Genomic DNA, 18,615 nt, shown 5'->3' on the forward strand with positions numbered 1-18,615 from the left:
CTAACCCTAGGAAGCGAAGAAATGTCCGAAGTAGCGATGGTCTACGACTTCAGCAGGAAGAAATGCGGAATAAAGGAGTACGGGGACGCCCTGGTCAAGTGGCTCAAGGCCATTGGGGTGGACGTGGAGGTTTGCGACTTGAAGAAGGAGAGCTACGCGGACTCCGTGAGGGCGGCGCTCTGCGCCTCGCGCGGGGAGCTGGTGCACACCCAACACGAATACGGCCTCTTCAAGGGCCACTTCGGCTGGTCGCAGATATTCTACTACTTGACCCTAAAGCTCTTGAGGAAGAGGGACATCACCACTCTCCACACGGTGTTAACGCCCAAACAAGCCATTGAGAACTACGTCAAGTTTAGCCTTCCGTACGTCAAGGAGAGCTTGATAGAAACGATGAGGGGGTTCTTGATAAGCGCTCTGGTGCCTTACATACCCCAAGCCTTCAGCGACCTCCTAGTGGTGCACACCCTCCGGGGCTACGAGCTCCTCCCGTGGCTGGGGAAGATGAAGGCCGTCCTAATACCTCACTTCACCCCCAAGCCCTCGTGGAAGATAGACGAGATTATTGAGAAATGTAGAAATATGATGAGTAAAAAGGTGGAGCGCGTGGAGATAGTCACCCCCGGGTTCATCAGGCCGACCAAGAGGTACGACTGGGCGGTCCACGCGCTCGTGAGCTTGGCCTTGGAGGGCTTGGAGGTCCCGCTGAGGTACACCGTGGTGGGCACCACACAAGACGAGGCGGGGGAGAGGTGGTACCAATACATGAAGGACTTCATTGACGAGATATCTAAGTACACCGAGAAGCTGGGGCTGGAGATAAGGATAGTGAAGAAAATGATGACTAAAGAGGAGCTGATAGAGAGGGCTTGTTCGGCCCACGTGGTCTTGCTCCCTTACTCGGACCCCACCCAAGAGGCCTCCGGCATAGTCCACGACTCGTTGACTTGCGGGAAACACATAGTGGTCCCGAAGATAGGGGACGTCCGCAACTACCCGGAGGCCTTCCACCCCTTCGACATAGACGACCCGCTGCCTACGATGAAACAAGCCTTGAGGAGGGCGATAGACGAGGTTTTGAGGGGCAACTTGTGCAACCCGGGGGCCTTGGCGTACGCGCGCTTCACCGCCGTCGACCGCGTTGCGAGGAGGCACGCTGAGCTCTACGCCACGCTCCGCTCTCGAAGATCTCCTCGGCGACCCTCTTGAGCTCGTCGGACCTCCTCTCTTGTGCCGCCTTCACGAGCTCGTAGAGGAGCCGGCCGAGCTCCTTCCCGTAGAACTCTATTATCAAGTCCTCCAGCCCCGTAAAGTTCGTGACGGTCTCCTCCACTTCCTCTTCCTCCTCCGCGAGGAAGTTCACCCTCACGGTCAACGCCCTCGCTTGGAACTTGGAGGATATCGCCCTTACGGCGTCCTTACCCACCTTGCCGGTTAGGTAAAGGTGCACCACCGCGCCTTGGGGTACGGACTCCGCCTCCGCGAGCGCCCTCTTGTAGTCCTTCGGTAACTCGTACTTCTTTATTATCTGCTTCCTGTTGTATACGTTTAACTTGCCTACTATCTGGGCCTCGTCGCCCCCTAAGTCCACAAGCAAGGGTCCCCGCCTCAACAACGGGTTGTCCGAAGACTCCCACAACACCTCGTCAACTGTGGTGGCCTCCAAGGAGCCCGGGTAGGCGGCGGGCGCCCCGTGGACCTCCAAGACTGTGGGCTTGTGGACGTGGCCGAGCGCGTAGTACTTGTAGCCCTTGGGCAACAGGCCCTCGTCCACACAGCTGAAGGGGAGCGCCCTGCACAGGCCTACGTGAAGGAGCAAGACGGAGTTCTTCTTAGGTTTGACCGCCCTCAAGCGCTCCAGGGGCCCCCTCTTGGAGGGGGTGACGGCGTCGTCCCCGTAGAAGGTAAAGCCCTTGAGCTCGTACCCCTTGGCCCCCAGCTCCCCCCTGAGCAGCTTGGCCCCGGTCAGCTCGCTCAAGTAAGCTATAGCTGGATATCCCCTCACCTTCGGTATGTCGTGGTCCCCGGCAACCATTATCACTTCTATGCCATTTTCCCTCAGCCTCCTTACCCCTTCGACCGCGACCTTGAACGGCTTCATTGTGCTGTCCGGCACGGGGGTGTCGAACAAGTCTCCAGCTATTACGAGGGCGTCGGCCTTCTCCCTTATCGTGGCTTCCACCAAGTCTTCGAAGGCCTTGTAGAAGTCCTCCTCCCTCTCCTTCAAGCCGTACTGCCTCTTGCCCAAGTGGACGTCGGCGGCGTGGACGATCAGCAACGCGACCACCCTTGAGGGCTCGCCCGGGGATAACTACCTCACTCGCCTCGGCTTACCTCGATCCGCTCACGGCCCTCCGGTAGCAGCCCCACAGCCCTAAAAGCGCCAGCGCGAGGGAGAGGGCCAAGAGGGGCACGTGCTGGAGGGCGAGCTTGGGCAGAGTGCCGTAAGGGGTGATCACGCTCCTAGAGACCCTCCCGGTCAAGTAGCTGCCGAACGAGGCGGTTAGGCACCAGACGTCCTTGTCCTTGAGGAGGCCCCAAAGGAGGGCCAACGAAATGCCCGCGTAGACCAAGTTCTCGACGAACAAGAAGAAGGGGAACGTCTTTATTACTCCAATGACGTGAGCTACGTCTATTCCTATGAAGCTTAAGAAGAGCAAGATCAAGACGGCAGACGAAGGCCCCTTCACGGTCAGTCCCCGCGCCCCCCAAGGGCGCTCAAGGCTTTTGTCAGTTGACGGACGCTCACTTGGCCCGGGGCGGTGGCCTCCCCCACGCTCCCGTAGTTCAAGAAGCTGCCCAGCAGAGCCGACGCCAACCTCAAGGCCTCCGTCCCCTCGCCCATAGGCATGAAGGCCGTCCTGGGGTGCACGCTCTCGCTGAACAACAAGAAGTACGACGGAAAGTCCGTCACTACCGTAGCTACCTTAAAAGCCCACGCCCCCGCCTCCAGTGCCCTCTGGGAGAGCTTCCTTACCTCCCCCTCCCGGGGAGGCTTCCGGAAGTAGTGGACGGAGAGGATCGCCCTATCGCAAGGGAGTTCCTTAAACTTCTTAACCTCCACGTCGCAGACCGCTCCGGCCTCCGAGGCCATCTCGTAGGCCTCCCCCCTCCAAGGAGGGGACCAGACCCCTCCCTCCTCCGGGTCCCTGACCGTAACTATCACGTCTAAGCCGTAGTTCCTTGCCAACTCTATCATTTCCAAGAACGGGGGCGTCTCCTTGCGGGTCCAATAGTCCAACCTGAGCTCCACGAAGTCCGCTCCGGCGGCGGCCGACTTAATTATAAGCTTCTTAACTTGCCCTAAGTCGGTAAACGGTATGGACGCCACCGCGTACACGGGGGACCCCTGGGAGGCGGTTAGGGACAGCGCTCGATATTATTCTGCGATAGCCAAGGGTTACGACGAGCTCTACGGAGAGGAGCAAGAGAAAAAGTATGCCGTTGGTTTAAAGATGCTTAAGCCGTCAAAGAGGGTTTTAGACGTGGGGTGCGGCACGGCCTTACTGCTGAAGCACGTGGAAGGCATATACGTAGGCTTGGACGTGAGCAAGGGAATGTTGGAGGAGGCCGTGAAGAAGAGGGGCGACCGTCCGGCGGACTTCGTCTTGGGGGACGCCCGGAGCTTGCCTTTCAGGAGCAAGTCCTTCGATACGTGCTACAGCTTCACGATGCTCCAGAACGTGCCCGAGCCCGAGAGGGCCCTCGAGGAGATCGCTAGGACGTGTCGCAAGGCCGTTGTGAGCTCCTTGAATGGGAAGGGCTTAGGCTTTGGGAAGTGCGAGGAGGCGAGGCCGGACTTGGTGTGCTTAGTCGTCGATGAGTAGCTCGTCCCCCTTCCTTATTATCTTGTCCCCGCTGGAGAGGGCCTCTTTAAGCATCTCCTCGAACTCCTTTTGGGTTATGTTGGGCTCCCTCGCCTTTACGTATTCGTATACGGACTTGACGTCAGCCTTCCCGTCGAGGGAGAGGAGGGCCTCTAACAATAAGTTCTTCTTCAACAAGCCCCCTTCCCGCAGACGTTAGTCTCCGGTTCTTTTATATTCCGGGCTCCCCGCGCGGCCAACACGCTTTCTATTACGAGACGCCTCAAGTTGGTCCCCTTCTTCGCGGATATGGGAACGGTCCCCCATGTCCAAGGGTATAGGCTCCTCGCCCAGTCGTCCACTTCCAAGACCTTCTCTTCGTAGTCGTCCACCAAGTCTATTTTGTTGAACGCTATTACCAAGGGCTTCCCAATGAAGCCTATCTCCGCCAAAGTAGCCAAGCTGCTCTCGAGCTTGTCCAACGCCCTGCTCAGCTCCTCGCTCCCGTCGAGGACCAAGACGGCGGCGTCGGAATAAGTTATCTCGGCGAGCGTCGCGTGGAAGACCTCCAGTATCTGCGGCGGTATGCCCTCTATGAAGCCGACCGTATCAATGAATATAGCCTCGTACAAGCCGTTCTCGTACACGCTCACCCTCACGTGCTTGGGGGCCAAGGTGGTGAACATCTCAGGCCCTTCCTTCAAGTTAAGCTTGCCCAGCGCGTTGACCAGAGCGGTCTTCCCCGCGCACGTGTAGCCGGTTACCGCCACCTCCGGCACGCGCAAGCGCTTCACTCTGCGGAGCTTCTGTTGTTCCCTCATCGTCCTTATCTTTTCGAGCTCTTCCTCTATCTTCTTTATCCTCCTTTTTATTGCCTTTATGACGTACTTGGCCGCGTACTCGCCCGGGCCCAAGAAGTCCACTTGCTCGCCCATCTTCACTCTCCTTACGTACTCCCTCGCCAACGTCAGTTCGTACTTCAGCCTGGCCAGCTCCGTTTGGAGCTTGGCCTCCTTGCTCCCGGCGTGGAGTTCGAAAATCTTCAGTATCAAGCTGGTGCGGTCGACGACCTCCACGCCCAGCTCCTTCTTGAGCCTGTAGAACTGGGAGGGCTTGGGGTTCCCGTAAACTATTACTGCCTCTGCCCCGCCCTCCTTAATTGTAGCCTTCAGCTCCTCCAGCTTCCCCGGCGTTATGTAAGTGGCCGGGTGCGGCTTCTTACAGAAGTTAACGGTAGCGACCACCTCGTAGCCCGCGGTCTCGCAGAGGGCCAAGGCCTCTTGGAAGTCAGCCCTCTTCTTACAAGCCACGAGAGCCGCCTTCGAGCGAAACCACCCGCGGGCGCTCCCTTTAGCCTCTTTAAGTTATCGCCCCGGGCGGCCCGCGGACCTTGAAGGTACTTAAATAGCTCGGCCGGAGGGTCGCCGGGGTAGCTAAGGCTTGATCACGCCGAGGGAAGTGCCTCCGGAGAGGTTCAACCAGAGGTTGGCTATGTACTTGAAGGAGAGGTTCCCCGAGATCAGGCCCCCGGAGTGGGCCATGTACGCGAAGACCGGCTGCTTCAAGGACAGACCCCCCTTGGACGAGGACTGGTGGTACTACAGGGCGGCGAGCATACTGAGGAAGCTGTACCTCGCCGGGAGGCCTCTCGGTATAGAGACGTTCAGGACGATCTACGGCGGCCGCCAGAGGAGGGGGGTCGCCCCTCCGCACTTCAGGAAGGCAGGGGGCTCCCACATAAGGAAGATACTCCAACAGCTGGAGAAGGCCGGCTTGGTGAAGAAGGTAAAGGGCCAAGGGAGGGTCCTAACCCCCGCCGGGAGGAGCGTGCTCGACCACGTGGCCTACTTCACCTTCCAAGAAATAGCCGAAGAGATGGCCGAGCTCAAGAAGTACGCCGAGAGGTGAGAGTATGAGCTTCGACGACAGGGAGCTTGAGGAAATAAGGAAGAAGAAGTTAATGGAGCTGCAAAAGCGTATGGAAGAGGAGAGGAAGGCGGAAGAACTGAGGAAGAAGCAGCAGCTGGTGAAGGAGACTATACTGAAGAGCATACTGACCAGCGAGGCCCGCGCGAGGCTGGCTAACGTCAAGCTCGTGAGGCCCGAGCTCGCGGAGCAAGTGGAGAACTACCTAATAGCCCTCGCCCAGGCCGGGAGGATCGCCAGGCCCCTCACGGACGCGGAGGTAAAGGAAATATTGGCCCGGCTGGCGGGCGAGACGCGCAGAGAAGGGAGGATAAACATAAAGGAGAGGGGGTGGTGAGGGTGGCCCATTACAAGCACGTGGCCAAGAAGATTAGGCTAGGCAAGAAGACTAAGCAGAACAGGGCCCTCCCCGCGTGGGTTATATTAAAGACCCGCAGGAGGGTTACCCGGAACCCCATGAGGAGGTATTGGAGGAGGCAAAAGATAAAGAACGTCTGAGGTGATGGGCGTGCCCAAGGAAAAGGACGGCGTAATTTATACAATAAACTTGAGGAGGCTCTACTGGGGAAGGAGGAGCAACAGGGCCAAGAGGGCCGTGAGGATGGTTAGGGAGTTCGTGGCCAGACACTTCGGAGTGGAGCCGGAGGACGTGAAGATAGACAACACCGTGAACAACTACTTGTGGAGCGGGAGCATCACCAAGCCCCCGGCCAGGGTGCAAGTGTACGTCACCGTCAAGACCGAGTCCGGCGAGGAAGGCGAGAGGAAGGTAGCCTACGTCACCCTCGCTAACGTAAAGGACGTGGAGGACTGAAGCGACATGAACTTCGACGTAGTCCCCATATCCATTTTTGGGAACCCGAATATTGGCGTGTACATGTTCGCCAACGACGACTTCGCCCTAATTCCGCCCGGGGTGAAGGAGGACGTCGTTAAGAAGGTAGAGAGCGCGCTCAAAGTGACTGTCGTCGAGGCGAAGGTAGCCGACAGCACCCTCCTAGGCCTCTTCGTTAACGGAAACAACCACGCCTTGGTGGTCCCTTCAATAATAAAGGAGTATGAATTAGAGAACTTAAAAAGAGAGTTGGACTTGCCCATAAAGGTCGTATACAGCAAACTCACCGCAATGGGTAACGTGATACTCTGCAACGACAAGTTCGCCCTCTTCCATCCCGAAATGAGCAACTGGGTTAAGGACGTAACCGAGGTCCTCGGGGTCCCGGGCGAGACCGGGACCATAGCGGGGGTCCCCACCGTGGGCTCGGTGGCGGTGATAAACGACAAGGGAGGTTTGGTCCACCCGGACGCCAGCGACGAGGAGCTGAACGAGCTGGAGAAGAAGTTCCAAGTGGTGTTGGACATAGGAACGGTGAACTACGGCGTGCCCTACGTTAAGACGGGCCTCGTGGCCAACAACAAAGGGGCGGTCGTGGGCGACCTTACCACGGGCGTAGAAATGGCGAGGGTAGCTAGGGCCCTCTCTGGCGAATAATTTACCTAAAGCCCGCCCCCGACTCGTGGGGAAATAACTCCTTGGAAGGGATAATACTGGCCGCTGGGAAGGGGAGCAGGCTGAGGCCCTTAACGCTCACCGTGCCCAAGCCGTTGATCCCCGTGGCCGGGAAGCCCTTGGTTCAGTACGGCATAGAGCAGCTGAGGGGGGTGGGCGTTGAGAGGGCCGTGGTGGTGGTCGGCTGGCTGGGCGAGCTCTTCAAGGAGGTCTTGGGGGACGGGAGCGCCCTGGGGATGAGGTTCGAGTACGTGCTCCAACCCAAGAGGCTCGGGGTGGCACACGCGATACACACGGCGATAGTTAACGCGAACGTGAGGTCCCCCTTCCTAGTCTACTTCGGGGACAACGTGTTTGACGACGAGTGGGTAAAGAAGTTCAACTCGGTTGACGAGGAGTTCGACGCGTTCGTGGTGCTCGCCAAGGTAGAGGACCCGAGGCGCTTCGGGGTGCCAGTAATCGAGTCCGGGAGGATAGTTAAGTTCGTGGAGAAGCCCGAGAGGCCCCCCTCCAACTACGCCCTGACCGGCCTCTACGCCTTCAGAGATCCGGAGCAGTACGAGAGCTGCTTCTCGGAGCTCAAGCCCTCGTGGCGGGGCGAGTACGAGATAACCGACTTGTTGAACTGTTACATAAGGAGGGGTTACGACGTCAAGTACGCCGTGGTGGAGGGCTGGTGGAAGGACACCGGGGTCCCGGAGGACCTTATCGAAGCTATGAAGTTTATCTTGGAGAAGAAGTTGATCCACAAAGTGGAGGGGTCGGTGGAGGGCGAGGTGGTGGGGAAGGTTTACGTGGCGAGGGGGGCGACCGTGGAGGGGAGGCTCGTGGGCCCGGCCTACGTGGGCCCCGGCGCGGAGGTGAGGGGCTCCGCGGGCCCGTTCGTGGACGTGGAGGAGGGCTCGGTTGCAGAGGGCTCTTTCGTAGAATCCTTAATCCTCAAGGGATCTAAAGTTTTGATGAGGGGAGGCGCGACCTTGAAGAGGAGCGTGGTGGGGGACTACTCCAACATAGAGGTGGACGCCCCAGTGAGCTTAGAGGACGCGCTGTTCGCCTCTGAGAGCGCCCTTAAGGTGGGGCGCCTTGACTAGCTTCACCTTGCCCCCCTCCAGCCTCACCACCCCGTCCTCCGCGAGCTCCTTAACCGCTCCCTCTATGCAGCTCAAGAGCCCCTCCTCCGTGACCTCCGGCGCGTAGCAGTCTGCCACGTAAGCCTCCGCGGGCGCCAGGCCGGCGCTCATCAGCCTCAACAAGTCCACGCTCGCCTCCCCGCCCAACTTCTCCAACGTGTACACTACCCACTCCTTCGAGTAGAGCCTCAAGCCCTCTCCCCTAAGGCGACGTAGGGCTCCCGCTCCTTTTGTCCCGGAAGGGAGGGACGAAAGTACTCCCTCGGAGGAACCTTTAAATTCCCGCGTTTGGAGCCTTCCGCGAGGGAGGGGCGCTTGCCTAAGAAGAGGGAGAACCGTGGAAGGCATAAGGGCGACAAGGGCAAGACCGGCACGATACAGTGTGACAACTGCGGCAGGATAGTGCCGGCCGACAAGGCGATATGCGTTACCAGGTGGCACAGCCCAGTTGACCCCCAGCTCGCCAGGGAGCTCGAGAAGAAGGGCGCTATAATACCGAGGTACAAGATAACTAAGTGCTACTGCATCAGCTGCGCAGTGCACTTGGGTATAGTTAAGGTGAGGCCCGAGCACGAGCGCAAGAGGAGGGGCCTCTACTAGCTTTGAGGACCTTCGTCACCCGCTCTCTTACCGCGACCACTTCCCCCGCCTTCCCCAAGAGGGGGATAGCCTCCCACACCGGGAGGCTGGACGTGATAGCGAGGATGCTGAGGGCGGCCTTGTGGACGGAGAGGGGCGTAAGGAAGGACTCCTCTTTCTTTGTCACCTTGGAGGGCCCCCCTAACCCTCCGCTCACCTTGAGGTTCAAGGGACCCGAGCTCGAGGCGGACTTGAGCGACGAGAGGGCGGCCGTGGAGGCGATAAGGAAGTGTATGTTAGGCGAGCTCAAGGGCTGTAAGAGGACGAAGGAGAGTTTCGAGGAGGTGCTCAAGAGCTTGGGGATGAAGGTTTACGTCCTCTCCGAGGACGGGGAGGACGTGTGGTCCTTCGAGTTCCCGAAGTCCGCGGCCTTCCTCTTGGGCTCCCAGCACGACCTGGAGCTCCCTCCTTGGCTGGAGGCGGAGAGGGTTTCCTTGGGCCCCAAGAGCTACTTGGCCTCCCACTGCATCTACTACTTGCACTACGTCTTGGACCTCAAGCTCGACCCCAGCCCCCGGCGCCCGGGGTCATGAGGGTCAGCCGGGACCCCTTCTTGAGTTCCCCGGAGAAGTAGCCTTCCACCGGCTCCCCGTCCACCAAGACCGCCCCCGGCTCCCCGTCCGAGCCCCCCTTCGCGCCGGGGGACTTCGTCAAGTACCTAGACATGATCACGGTTACCTTTAGGTCGTCCAAGGCTATAAATTCCCTAACCACCCCGTCCCCTCCCTTGTGCGTCCCGGCCCCTCCGGAGCCCCTCCTCACGGAGTACCTAGTGAATAGCACCGGCGCCTCCCTCTCTATTATTTCTATCGGGGTGTTCATGGTGTTGGTCATGCCCCATTGGACGGCGTTCTGGCCGTCCGAGTCCTTGGTCGCGCTCCCGCCGCCGGCGTTGGTTTCATAATAGACCTTGTTCCCCCATGACAGTATCAAGTTGCTCATGGTGCCCGGGCCCCCGGAGGGGGCGTGGGAGAAGCCTTGCGCGGCGAGCACCACGGCCTCCAAGGCCCTCTGGGAGGTCTCCAAGTTCCCGGCCCCTACGGCGGCGGGGAACCGGGGGTTCAGCAAGCTCCCCTCCCTCGTCTTTACCTTTATTAAAGAATAAAGGCCGTGGTCCACCGGCCCCTCCGGGACGGTCATCGCCTTCACGAAGAAGGCCACCGCGGCGTAGGCTATTCCCTCCACCGCGTTCAAGTTGTAGGGCACTTGGTCCGAGGACCCCGAGAAGTCCGCCTCCACGACTTCCCCGACCTTGAGCCTCACCCTTATTTTCGCGAGGCCCTCCGGGAGCTCCAAGGGGACTTCGGCCTCCCCCTCCCCCGACACCTCGGCCAGCCTCTCCGAGTAGGCCCTCTTGGACGCCTCTAAGAAGTCTTCCTTGTACTCGTTAATGTCGCCGTAACGGTCCTCCAACTCCCTCAGCCTCTGGAGGCCGGTCCTCAAGGCCGCTATCTGTGCCTTCAAGTCGGCCAAGAACGTCTTAGGCCCCCTGACGCCCTTGGCCAAGTCCTCAGCTACCTTCAAAACCCTCCACCTCTTGGCCACTAGCGCGGGCTCTATTACTATCCCTTCCTCGAACAACGTCTTGGCGTTGGGGTTCAGGGAGCCGGGCACGGGGCCCCCTACGTCCACGTGGTGGGCCTTGTTAACTATCCAAACGTTCTTATACTTTGTCATAACAGTTACGTCGTTCAAGTGGGTGCCGGTCAAGTAAGGGTCGTTAACTATCATGACGTCCCCCTCATCCTCGACCAACTCCGAGGCCCTCTCAACCAGCCTCGGGGCCGCCCACGAGAGGCTGCCCAAGTGTACTGGGATGTGTTCGGCTTGAGCTAGTACCCTCCCGTCCTCGTCCAGCAAGGCGCAAGACATGTCCAAGCGTTCTCTAATGTTCGGGGAAACGGACGAACGTTTCAACACGCTTCCCATCTCTTCGGCTATGTAGCTCAAGGCCCTCTGGACCACTCCCGCTCTGAGCTTCAAGCTTCGCGACCCCCACTTGATCCCCTCCAACGTTTAAACTCTCGAAGGGGCTATACTTTACGCGGAGAAGAAGGATGATAGTGAAGAGGGTAAAGACCGGCATACCCGGCATGGACGAGATACTCTACGGAGGCATCCCGGAGAGGAACGTGGTCCTCCTGTCCGGCGGCCCCGGGACGGGGAAGACGATATTCTCCCAGCAGTTCTTGTGGTACGGGCTGGAGCACGGCGAGCCCGGGATCTACGTCGCCTTGGAGGAGCACCCAGTTCAAATTAGGAGGAACATGTTACAGTTCGGCTGGGACGTCAGGAAGTATGAGAAGAAGGGGACCTTCGCGATCATAGACGCCTTCACCGGCGGGATAGGCGAGGCGGCGAAGAGGGAGAAGTACGTCGTGAGGGACCCTACAGACGTCCACATGCTCGTGGACGTGTTGAGGGAGGCTATAAGGGACTTAGGGGCCAAGAGGGCCGCCATAGACTCGGTCTCCACGCTCTACTTGACCAGGCCGGCGGTGGCGAGGAGCGTGGTCCTCCAGCTGAAGAGGGTTCTGAGCGGCTTGGGGGTAACCAGCATCTTGGTGAGCCAAGTGTCCGCCACGGAGAGGGGCTTCGGCGGCCCCGGCGTGGAGCACGCGGCTGACGGCATAATAAGGCTGGACTTGGACGAGTACGACGGCGAACTCTACCGCTCTCTGATTGTCTGGAAGATGAGGGGGACTAAGCACAGCATGCGGAGGCACCCCTTCGAGATAACGGACAAAGGGATAGTGGTGTTCTACGACAAGGTGTTGAGAGTGAGGGCGGGCAAGGCCTACGTGGAGCCCCTGAACCCGGAGGTGGTGAGGGAGATGGAGGAGGCCTCCAAGAAGACGGAGGACGTCTACGAAGGGGAGGTCTGAGAGTTGGAGAGGCTCGTGGTGGCGGGGAGGGTTTACAACGCAATAAAGGTTATGAAAGACTTTCCTTTCGAGTACGCTTTGTTCTTGAAGTTCGAGGCGCGGGAGGGGGAGGTGTTGGTGAAGGACTTCGCCTTCCCCCTCCAGCGGGTTACCCGCACATCCTTCGAGGTGTTGGACCCGAGGCCGGTGGCGGCGGGCTACGAGGGGGTCTTGCACAAGCACCTAAGCTGTCGCGAGTTCTCCATAAGGGACCTCCCCCTGCTGCGCTCCTTCCCCCTCAACTTGTTGGTCGTAAGGGACCGGGTCGTGCGGGTGGCTTGGAGGGGTGAGCTCTACGCGGCTCACGAAGAAGGAGCTGGAGATGGAGTTGGAGAGGGTGCGCTGGAAGAAGGGGAAGTTAGGTATAAAGTACGAGCAATACCCAACCCCCGCCTCTGTGGCGGCGGACGTCTTGTGGAGGGCCTTCTTGGCCGGGGACATCGAAGGTAAGCTTGTGGTGGACTTGGGCTGCGGCACGGGGAGGCTCGCGTACGGGGCCTCGCTCTTGGGCGCTAGGTCCATATGCTTGGAGCTGGACTTGGAGCTTTTGAGGGAGGCCCCTTTGGAGGAGAGGGTGCTGGCGGAGGTCCCGCGCGTACCTTTGAGGAGGGCCGATACGGTAATAATGAACCCGCCCTTCGGGACCAAGGTGAAGAGGGCGGACAGGGCCTTCTTGTTGGCGGCCTTCGACCTGGCCCCCACCGTCTACTCCATCCAGCCCTCGGGGGTTTGGAAAGTCGTTAAGAGGTTGGGAGAGGAGAGGGGCTTCCGGTGCGAGGCCTTGGCCCGGTACGAGATGCACCTCCCCCAGCTCTACGAGTTCCACGTCTCTAGGAAGAGGAGGACCGAGGTGAGCCTCTATTGCTGCCGGCGGTGGTGACCACCACCCCCTCCTCCGTCACGAAGATGGTGTGCTCCCACTGCGCCACCTCGCCCCTCTTCGCCTCTATGAGTATAGGATACGCCGTTAATACACCTATCTTCGATAACCTCAACAGAGCTTCCATCAACTTGTCGTAAGCCATCACGTCCGTGAGCCAGCGGGGGGAGAACGGGAGGGTCTTGAACCTTTCGTTTATCACCTCTACCAAGTCTTTTAGGTCGCCCGCCCTCTTCTCCCACCCCTTGGGGGGCCTAGGCCGGAGGGAGAAGATGGTAACCTCCTTCCCCTCCACCACGTACCCGGCCCCGTCCGTGCCGAAGGGCTCTATCGCGTACGCCCGCCCGGGCTCCAGCTTGAAGGGCAAGGGCTCGGGGACGTTGGGTATGGAGACCCCGGAGTGCACCAAGTAGGGGGCCAAGCCGTGGCCTCCCAAGTTAGAGATCGGTTTGAAGCCCTTCCTCCTTATCGTCACACTTATGGTGGTCCCTATGGCGGAGACCGAGAGGCCCGGCCTGGCCCTCTCCAAGGCCCTCTCCAGCGCCTCTTTGACGGCCTCCGACAACTTCTCGTGTTTCTCCACGGGCTTGAGTAACACGCTTATTGCGGAGTCCGCGATCCTCCCGCGCACGTGGGCGCCCAAGTCGAGTTTGACTATCCCCTTCTCCGGGAGCCTCTTCGGGTCCTCCGGCACGGGGGAGTAGTGGGCGGCCTCGTAACCCACGCTCAGGTTACAGGGGAAGGCCGGCCCGTCCGAGAGCTTCCTTATTAGGTCCTCCACCTCCTCGCAAATCTCTAAAACCGAGGCGCCGGGCCTTATCAGCTCCCTCCCCCTCTCCAGCGCCCTCCTGACAGCTTCTCCGGACCTCAAGTAGAGCTCCAGCTCCTCTATGGTTTGACACCGCCCTCCCTCCTAGGGGGGCGTATTTCAAGGAGTTCCTCGACCCTAGCCTTAAACCTGGCCCACCATTCTATGCCCTTCCCCTCATCGAAGAGCCTCCCCCACTTCTCCGGCATGACCCTCTTAGCCATAGTCCTCACGACGTCGTAGGTCTTCTTACTCTCCCACGGGACGGGCTCGGCTCCGGCCTCCACGTTGTACACGGCCACGCTCCTATACACGGCCTTCGCGTACTCGTCGTTGACCTCCGCCCCCACCATCTCCTTGTACATCTCTCCCACCAGCCTCTCCGCCCACTTCCGGTGGAAGCGGCATATGCCGGCGTTGTCTATTATGAGCTCCTTCAAGGCCCTCTTGAAGGAGCTCTCGGCGAACTTCTCGGGCTCGTCGAAGGTCGGCCGGTAGTTGGTCCAGTACCTCCCCAAGACGTAGAGCGGGGCTACCATTCCGGGGGCCCAGTACAAATTCGGCGTCATGTAGCCCTTCTCCCCGAAGGCGACGTAAACCGCTAAGTCCTCGAACTTCACCCTCTCCGTCCTGGAGGGGAGCTCCCGGTCCAAGTACTTGGCCGCCCCCCTGAGCCCCCTCTTCGCCGCCTCCCCCGGCACTCCCACGCCCTTAGCGTACTGCTCCAATATCTTTTTCGCTATCTCGTAGTTCTTCTCGCTCTCCTCCACCTCGAAGTGGGAGGGGTCGAAGGACGGCGGCTCGCTCACCCCGAGCTCCTCGGGCCTCAACAAGTTCCGGTAGAGCGCGTCCATGAGCCACGAGACCACGTGGCCGGCCTCTATGGCGTCCATCCCGTACGAGTCCACCACTTCTATCAACTTTACTGTTAAGTCCAACTTGAAGACTCCTATCAAGGGCCCCATGGCGTTGCTCGGCTCGTAGTCCAGCTTCACGCCCCTCCAGACTTTCTTACAAGCGGCCGGGCACGGGTCCCCGCAGCCGCCGAAGACCCTCCTCTTTATGGTCTCCTCCACGAACGGCGTCCAGAAGTACTTAATTATCATCTTGCTCAGTCTCGTCCTCGTCTCGTCGCTGTAGTATATGCTGTTAAAGGCGAACATCGGTATTAGGTCCCTGTAGTAAACGTAGTTCACCCCGAAGGTCCCCCCGCTCTTGTACTTGGGGTCGTACCGGTACTTGGTGGTTGCCTCCAAGACCGCTTCCACGTAACTCTTGCCGAAGGCCTCCCTGCTGAGCCTCTCCGGCAAGTCCCCGGGGACCTCCGGCGGCTCGTAACGCCCCCCGAAGCCCACTGCCCACACGTTGTGGGCCCTAGCCAAGGCGCTCCCCGGGCCTCCCCTCCCGAAGAAGTCCACCGCAAAGGGGGAAAGCTCGTTGCCGAGCCTCTCTATGCTGACCAACGAGCCCGACACGGAGAACAAGGAGAAGGGTCCCACAGCTACGGCGCGCGCGGGGGAGTAGTTGTCGTAAACGTACTTGCTCAAGGCGAAGGTGCCGAAGTAGCCCCCGTAGTTGAAGGCGTCCGAGGTAACGTTCTTGAACTTGACGTCCTTTAGCCCTTCCTCGTCCCCCTCCAAGAGCACTATTTTGGGGGAGTTGGCCCTCCCCTTGAAGACTACCAGGCTCGTCCCGGAGCTTATGAAGTCGAAGCCCGCCCCTCCGGCGGCCGTGACGTGGAGGCCCCTCGTCATGGGACTTTTGAAGACTATTATTAGCCTGTTGCTCCCGAAGAAGGGGGAGCGCGCGAAGGGGCCAGTACCCATAACTACTAAGTTCTTCTCCACGGGGTCCCAGTCTTGAGTTTGGTACTTCAAGTGGAGCTTCACTCCAGCTTCCACCGGGCCCAAAGCGTTTATGTTTATCCTCCTCCAGTTTTCCTCCTCTAGGTCGATTTCTATTGGGTTAATCAAGGGCTCGCGCAACCCGTTCGCCCGGGACAATTCTAGGAAAGGGAACCAAAGTGTGGGGGCGTTCAACAGAAAGCGCCCCCCGCGCGAGCCCCTCCCAGGCGGAAGGGTAATGATGTATATGACGCTGGACGTCCTAGCGTGTCCGTACTGCAAGGATGAAGGCTTCCCGCTGAAGCTTTATGTAATAGAAAAGAAGAAGGTGAAGAGGAAGAGGCCCCCGAAGGAGAAGCCCTACTGCGAGCTCTACTGCGGCTACTTGGGGAAGTACTTGAAGGACGTGCGAGACCCCCCTTGCGAGCAGTGCTTGGACGAGGAGGTGGTGACGGGGGTGCTCGTCTGCCCCAAGTGCGGGCGCTGGTTCCCGATAATAGACGGCATCCCGCACATGCTGCCGGACGAGCTCAGAAACAAGGAGGAGGACTTGAAATTCCTAAGGAAGTACAAGGACTTGTTGCCCGAAGAGGTGCTGTCCGGCAAGCCTTGGGGGATAAAATGAACCCCCTCTTGAAGTCCCACTTGCTCGCGTTTTTCCTGTTCCTCTCCGCCTCTTCCTCGGACCCCTACGTCCTGAGGGAGGCCCACGTCTACGGCTCCCTCTCCGTGGGGCTGGCCAGCGGGCTGGCCTCGCTGGTCGGACTGGCCTCCAAGCTTACTATGTTCAAGAGGGGCTTGAGCCCGGGGATGGCCTCCTCCGCCCCCGCGTTGATGATCCTCGCCTACCCTACGGCGCTCCTCGGCCTCCCGGGCTTCTTCGCGTACTTGATGCTCACCAACGTAGCGTTCGCAATAATATTGGTTTTATCCCTAACAGTGGTCGCGGAGGAGGCGCCTCCGAACAAGCTGGGCTTCCACTACGCGTTGAGGGGGATCGCGCTCTCGGCCGCGTCCTTCTTGGGACCCCTCGTGGGGGGTTTGGCTTACTCCGCCTTGGGCCTCCCGGGCTCCCTGGCCGTCGGGGCCGCGGCGTCTGCAGTAACCTTCGCGATTCAGAGGACCTTGATGGGCTACTCCTTCAAGGGCGGGGGCGGGTGGAGCTTCAGCCCCTCTTGGGCGTTGGCCTACGCTACCTCCTTCTTCTTGGCTTCAACCGTACTTATAATTTCCACTTACTTGCCGCCCTACCAAGCGAGCCGCGGCAGCGGGTACTTGGCCACCACCTACTTCTTCTCCGGGAGGGCCTTGGGCAGCGGGAGCACCAGGGTGCTCGGGGGCATAATCGCGGACGCGGCTCCGCGCTTGATAGCGGTCCCTCCCTTGCTGGCCCTCGCGGCCTCCCGCTTGGCCCTCAACGCCCTCGAGCCCTCGGCGGCGGCCGTCGCGGGGTTCTTCACCGGCGGCTCTTGGGGTTTAGCCAGTCCCACGTTGCTCTCAATAGCCGCGAGGGAGAAGGAGAAGGGGAAGAGCATGAGTTTATTCACGACGGCTTGGGACTTAGCAAACGTGACCTCGGTCCCCCTCGCGGGGGCCGCGGGCTCCTTCGAGGCCTCCCTCTCGCTCTCCACCGCGACCGCCTCTATGGCGTTGGTCTCGGCGGCGCTCCTCGCGGCCTCTCGCAAAATAAACCCCGGGCGGGGCTAACCTCTCGTCGGGGAGGAAAATGAGCTTAGGAGAGGCCTTCTCCAAGCTGATAGAGAGGATGGTTGTAGAGGAGTTCCACCCCAAGTCCGTTAAGGTGATAGCCGAGCCGTCGCCCTTCGGGGGCACTTACTACATAGAGATGACTTTGGATGAACTCCCGGAGGACGTGGAGTTCAGAATAACCGAGATTGTAAACGAGGTGGAGTTCAGCTTTTACATGCCTACGAGCTTCGACGTGGAGAAGGATGGGGACTCTTACAAGGTCAGGGCGCTCTTCGTGAGCTCCGGCGAGGAGGGGGCCTACGCCTACTTGTAATAGAAGGTCCTCCCGCCGACCTTCAATATAACTTGCCTCCTGTAGGCCATTTGTATTATCCACCCCGCGTTCTTCTTCAACCCCTCAGCCTCGACCTTCAGGACGGGCTCCTTGAGCTCGAAGCTCACCAGCTTGCCCCCCAACATCTCCACCCCCTCCCTCAAGTCCCTCGGGTCCACGGGAGGCAAGCGCTCGCAGAGCTCCCTCTCGAAGATGCAAGAGTCCCAGCACACCTCTCCGTGGTGCCTCGCGTTGGCGTCGCAAGCGGTGTAGAGTACCCTCATGCCCAAGGACTCGGCCTCCCTAGCTATCTTGTCCCTCAAATCCCTAGTGTACACGTAGACTTGTTCCCTCCCCCTCGGGAGCCTCCTCAGCCTCCCCTCCAGAGAGACCCCCAAGGAGCGCAAGTTCTTCATTATCCTCTGAGTCACCCTCAGCCCCCCTAGGACCACGTCCTCCAAGCCGTAGCTGGAGGCCAGTTCCAACAACTCCTTGGACTCCTTGTCAGTTATGCCGGGGATTATCGGCCTTATGAAGACGGCGACCCCCTTCCCTCCGTCCTTTATCTTCTTAGCCAGCTCGAACCTCTTCTCCACCGGGGGGAGCCTCGGCTCCAGCTCCCTTGCCCTCCTCAAGCTGCTTACCGAAACTAACACGCTCAGCCTCCTCTCGGAGGACTCCAAGAACTCATTCAACCTCCTCTCGGGGAACACCATCTTAAACGACATTTGCGTGTAGTTGCCCAAGTACTTCAACCACTTGAGGTATTCGAAGGTCTTGTCCAACAGTAAGGGGTGGAAGGGCTCCGTAACGGAGCCCACCGCCACGTAGGTCCCGGTGGGGCCGGGGGCGACGTTGGGGTTGAGCATTAACGCCAGCGCCAGCTCCGGCCCGCTGAGGGGGTAGGGCTCCACCTTGTCCGTGGGGAACCCCATGTCAGCTATGTAACAATAAACGCAGCCCAAGTCGCACCCTATCCCCGGGTGGACCGTTATCCCGCAGTCCCTCGGCTCCCTCCTCGCGTGCCAGTCCTCTTCGGCCTTCCTCACGTCCTCTACAATCTCCTTTAACTCTTCCAACTTCTTCCTCTTCATCTCTATAGCCTTCGTGAGCCTCCCCAAGGCC

Annotated in this window: 26 protein-coding genes; 16 read left to right on the forward strand and 10 right to left on the reverse strand. The window is 59.7% G+C overall.

The window, feature by feature from the left end; all coding sequences use genetic code 11:
* Nucleotides 1-21 precede the first annotated feature (21 nt).
* Nucleotides 22-1,209: a glycosyltransferase family protein gene (locus tag IGNI_RS01430; RefSeq protein WP_011998313.1), complete on the forward strand. Its 1,188-nt coding sequence runs from the start codon at nt 22-24 to the stop codon at nt 1,207-1,209.
* Here IGNI_RS01430 and IGNI_RS01435 read toward each other — a convergent pair.
* Genes IGNI_RS01435 through IGNI_RS01445 form a run of 3 tightly spaced genes read right to left on the reverse strand, consistent with a single transcriptional unit; the run spans nt 1,124 to nt 3,340 of the window.
* Nucleotides 1,124-2,278, reverse strand: coding sequence for a DNA repair exonuclease (locus IGNI_RS01435; protein WP_011998314.1), 1,155 nt, complete (start codon nt 2,276-2,278; stop codon nt 1,124-1,126). The two genes, IGNI_RS01430 and IGNI_RS01435, sit on opposite strands and share 86 nt — an antisense overlap.
* A 52-nt stretch (nt 2,279-2,330) precedes the next feature.
* The gene (locus IGNI_RS01440; RefSeq protein ID WP_011998315.1) at nt 2,331-2,690 is read right to left on the reverse strand and encodes a hypothetical protein; all 360 of its coding nucleotides are present in this window, start codon (nt 2,688-2,690) and stop codon (nt 2,331-2,333) included.
* 2 nt (nt 2,691-2,692) lie between these two features.
* Nucleotides 2,693-3,340, reverse strand: coding sequence for a type I 3-dehydroquinate dehydratase (locus tag IGNI_RS01445; RefSeq protein WP_011998316.1), 648 nt, complete (start codon nt 3,338-3,340; stop codon nt 2,693-2,695).
* Here IGNI_RS01445 and IGNI_RS01450 point away from each other — a divergent pair.
* A complete protein-coding gene (locus tag IGNI_RS01450; protein WP_052569863.1) occupies nt 3,321-3,827 on the forward strand; it encodes a class I SAM-dependent methyltransferase in 507 nt (168 codons plus the stop codon). The two genes, IGNI_RS01445 and IGNI_RS01450, sit on opposite strands and share 20 nt — an antisense overlap.
* Here IGNI_RS01450 and IGNI_RS01455 read toward each other — a convergent pair.
* Together IGNI_RS01455 and hflX are read right to left on the reverse strand one after the other, a co-directional pair.
* Complete coding sequence (locus IGNI_RS01455; RefSeq protein ID WP_148202196.1) at nt 3,810-4,001, reverse strand: hypothetical protein; 192 nt, start codon at nt 3,999-4,001, stop codon at nt 3,810-3,812. The two genes, IGNI_RS01450 and IGNI_RS01455, sit on opposite strands and share 18 nt — an antisense overlap.
* Nucleotides 3,998-5,116, reverse strand: coding sequence for a GTPase HflX (hflX, locus tag IGNI_RS01460; protein WP_011998318.1), 1,119 nt, complete (start codon nt 5,114-5,116; stop codon nt 3,998-4,000). Before hflX ends, IGNI_RS01455 begins: the two co-directional genes overlap by 4 nt.
* A gap of 130 nt (nt 5,117-5,246) precedes the next feature.
* On the opposite strand from hflX, the gene IGNI_RS01465 reads away from it, so the two are divergent.
* The 6 genes from IGNI_RS01465 to IGNI_RS01490 are packed head-to-tail and all read left to right on the forward strand — an operon-like array spanning nt 5,247 to nt 8,333.
* Nucleotides 5,247-5,714 (forward strand): 30S ribosomal protein S19e, encoded by a 468-nt coding sequence (locus IGNI_RS01465; protein WP_011998319.1) that lies wholly within the window; start codon nt 5,247-5,249, stop codon nt 5,712-5,714.
* Between the two features lie 4 nt (nt 5,715-5,718).
* Nucleotides 5,719-6,069, forward strand: coding sequence for a DNA-binding protein (locus tag IGNI_RS01470; RefSeq protein WP_011998320.1), 351 nt, complete (start codon nt 5,719-5,721; stop codon nt 6,067-6,069).
* Nucleotides 6,063-6,230 (forward strand): 50S ribosomal protein L39e, encoded by a 168-nt coding sequence (locus IGNI_RS01475; RefSeq protein WP_011998321.1) that lies wholly within the window; start codon nt 6,063-6,065, stop codon nt 6,228-6,230. Before IGNI_RS01470 ends, IGNI_RS01475 begins: the two co-directional genes overlap by 7 nt.
* A 4-nt stretch (nt 6,231-6,234) precedes the next feature.
* Nucleotides 6,235-6,546, forward strand: a complete 312-nt coding sequence (locus IGNI_RS01480) for a 50S ribosomal protein L31e (protein ID WP_238374105.1) — start codon at nt 6,235-6,237, stop codon at nt 6,544-6,546.
* Nucleotides 6,547-6,552: 6 nt separating this feature from the next.
* On the forward strand, nt 6,553-7,224 hold the full coding sequence (locus IGNI_RS01485) for a translation initiation factor IF-6 (RefSeq protein ID WP_011998323.1): 672 nt from the start codon (nt 6,553-6,555) through the stop codon (nt 7,222-7,224).
* 41 nt (nt 7,225-7,265) lie between these two features.
* Nucleotides 7,266-8,333: a sugar phosphate nucleotidyltransferase gene (locus tag IGNI_RS01490; RefSeq protein ID WP_011998324.1), complete on the forward strand. Its 1,068-nt coding sequence runs from the start codon at nt 7,266-7,268 to the stop codon at nt 8,331-8,333.
* On the opposite strand, the gene IGNI_RS01495 is transcribed toward IGNI_RS01490, so the two are convergent.
* Entirely contained in the window at nt 8,277-8,564 is a 288-nt protein-coding gene (locus IGNI_RS01495; RefSeq protein WP_052569865.1) for a hypothetical protein, read from the reverse strand. The genes IGNI_RS01490 and IGNI_RS01495 overlap by 57 nt on opposite strands.
* Before the next feature lie 123 nt (nt 8,565-8,687).
* Between IGNI_RS01495 and IGNI_RS01500 the strand changes: the two genes are divergently transcribed.
* Nucleotides 8,688-8,972: a 30S ribosomal protein S26e gene (locus IGNI_RS01500; RefSeq protein WP_011998325.1), complete on the forward strand. Its 285-nt coding sequence runs from the start codon at nt 8,688-8,690 to the stop codon at nt 8,970-8,972.
* Between the two features lie 2 nt (nt 8,973-8,974).
* Entirely contained in the window at nt 8,975-9,544 is a 570-nt protein-coding gene (locus tag IGNI_RS01505; RefSeq protein ID WP_011998326.1) for an RNA methyltransferase, read from the forward strand.
* Here the strand turns inward: IGNI_RS01505 and IGNI_RS01510 are convergent.
* Nucleotides 9,507-10,994, reverse strand: coding sequence for a hydantoinase B/oxoprolinase family protein (locus IGNI_RS01510; RefSeq protein WP_011998327.1), 1,488 nt, complete (start codon nt 10,992-10,994; stop codon nt 9,507-9,509). The genes IGNI_RS01505 and IGNI_RS01510 overlap by 38 nt on opposite strands.
* Nucleotides 10,995-11,068: 74 nt before the next feature.
* On the opposite strand from IGNI_RS01510, the gene IGNI_RS01515 reads away from it, so the two are divergent.
* From IGNI_RS01515 to IGNI_RS01525, 3 genes are read left to right on the forward strand one after another with little or no spacing between them, the layout of a single operon-like run.
* Complete coding sequence (locus IGNI_RS01515) at nt 11,069-11,896, forward strand: KaiC domain-containing protein (protein ID WP_011998328.1); 828 nt, start codon at nt 11,069-11,071, stop codon at nt 11,894-11,896.
* Nucleotides 11,897-11,899: 3 nt separating this feature from the next.
* Nucleotides 11,900-12,385, forward strand: a complete 486-nt coding sequence (locus tag IGNI_RS07960; protein WP_052569868.1) for a Link domain-containing protein — start codon at nt 11,900-11,902, stop codon at nt 12,383-12,385.
* On the forward strand, nt 12,273-12,815 hold the full coding sequence (locus tag IGNI_RS01525) for an METTL5 family protein (protein ID WP_420805653.1): 543 nt from the start codon (nt 12,273-12,275) through the stop codon (nt 12,813-12,815). Before IGNI_RS07960 ends, IGNI_RS01525 begins: the two co-directional genes overlap by 113 nt.
* On the opposite strand, the gene map is transcribed toward IGNI_RS01525, so the two are convergent.
* Both map and IGNI_RS01535 read right to left on the reverse strand, forming a co-directional pair.
* Nucleotides 12,766-13,686, reverse strand: a complete 921-nt coding sequence (map, locus tag IGNI_RS01530; RefSeq protein ID WP_011998330.1) for a type II methionyl aminopeptidase — start codon at nt 13,684-13,686, stop codon at nt 12,766-12,768. The two genes, IGNI_RS01525 and map, sit on opposite strands and share 50 nt — an antisense overlap.
* Before the next feature lie 17 nt (nt 13,687-13,703).
* On the reverse strand, nt 13,704-15,608 hold the full coding sequence (locus tag IGNI_RS01535; RefSeq protein ID WP_052569876.1) for an aldehyde ferredoxin oxidoreductase N-terminal domain-containing protein: 1,905 nt from the start codon (nt 15,606-15,608) through the stop codon (nt 13,704-13,706).
* A gap of 97 nt (nt 15,609-15,705) precedes the next feature.
* Between IGNI_RS01535 and IGNI_RS01540 the strand changes: the two genes are divergently transcribed.
* Genes IGNI_RS01540 through IGNI_RS01550 form a run of 3 tightly spaced genes read left to right on the forward strand, consistent with a single transcriptional unit; the run spans nt 15,706 to nt 17,490 of the window.
* Nucleotides 15,706-16,092 carry a Trm112 family protein gene (locus IGNI_RS01540; RefSeq protein WP_052570445.1) on the forward strand — a complete coding sequence of 129 codons (387 nt, stop codon included), beginning with the start codon at nt 15,706-15,708 and terminating at the stop codon, nt 16,090-16,092.
* On the forward strand, nt 16,089-17,174 hold the full coding sequence (locus tag IGNI_RS01545) for an MFS transporter (RefSeq protein ID WP_011998333.1): 1,086 nt from the start codon (nt 16,089-16,091) through the stop codon (nt 17,172-17,174). Before IGNI_RS01540 ends, IGNI_RS01545 begins: the two co-directional genes overlap by 4 nt.
* A gap of 19 nt (nt 17,175-17,193) precedes the next feature.
* Nucleotides 17,194-17,490, forward strand: a complete 297-nt coding sequence (locus tag IGNI_RS01550; protein ID WP_011998334.1) for a hypothetical protein — start codon at nt 17,194-17,196, stop codon at nt 17,488-17,490.
* Here IGNI_RS01550 and IGNI_RS01555 read toward each other — a convergent pair.
* Entirely contained in the window at nt 17,481-18,611 is a 1,131-nt protein-coding gene (locus IGNI_RS01555; protein WP_011998335.1) for a radical SAM protein, read from the reverse strand. The two genes, IGNI_RS01550 and IGNI_RS01555, sit on opposite strands and share 10 nt — an antisense overlap.
* Nucleotides 18,612-18,615 lie beyond the last annotated feature (4 nt).

The sequence above is a fragment of the Ignicoccus hospitalis KIN4/I genome (genome assembly GCF_000017945.1).
Lineage (GTDB): Archaea > Thermoproteota > Thermoprotei_A > Sulfolobales > Ignicoccaceae > Ignicoccus > Ignicoccus hospitalis.

Coding starts and splice junctions, on each gene's coding strand:
- IGNI_RS01540 (WP_052570445.1), top strand. CDS start 15,706: ATGATGTATATGACGCTGGACGTCCTAGCGTGTCCGTACTGCAAGGAT.
- IGNI_RS01450 (WP_052569863.1), top strand. CDS start 3,321: ATGGACGCCACCGCGTACACGGGGGACCCCTGGGAGGCGGTTAGGGAC.
- IGNI_RS01470 (WP_011998320.1), top strand. CDS start 5,719: ATGAGCTTCGACGACAGGGAGCTTGAGGAAATAAGGAAGAAGAAGTTA.
- IGNI_RS01430 (WP_011998313.1), top strand. CDS start 22: ATGTCCGAAGTAGCGATGGTCTACGACTTCAGCAGGAAGAAATGCGGA.
- IGNI_RS01550 (WP_011998334.1), top strand. CDS start 17,194: ATGAGCTTAGGAGAGGCCTTCTCCAAGCTGATAGAGAGGATGGTTGTA.
- IGNI_RS01485 (WP_011998323.1), top strand. CDS start 6,553: ATGAACTTCGACGTAGTCCCCATATCCATTTTTGGGAACCCGAATATT.
- IGNI_RS01480 (WP_238374105.1), top strand. CDS start 6,235: ATGGGCGTGCCCAAGGAAAAGGACGGCGTAATTTATACAATAAACTTG.
- IGNI_RS01515 (WP_011998328.1), top strand. CDS start 11,069: ATGATAGTGAAGAGGGTAAAGACCGGCATACCCGGCATGGACGAGATA.
- IGNI_RS01545 (WP_011998333.1), top strand. CDS start 16,089: ATGAACCCCCTCTTGAAGTCCCACTTGCTCGCGTTTTTCCTGTTCCTC.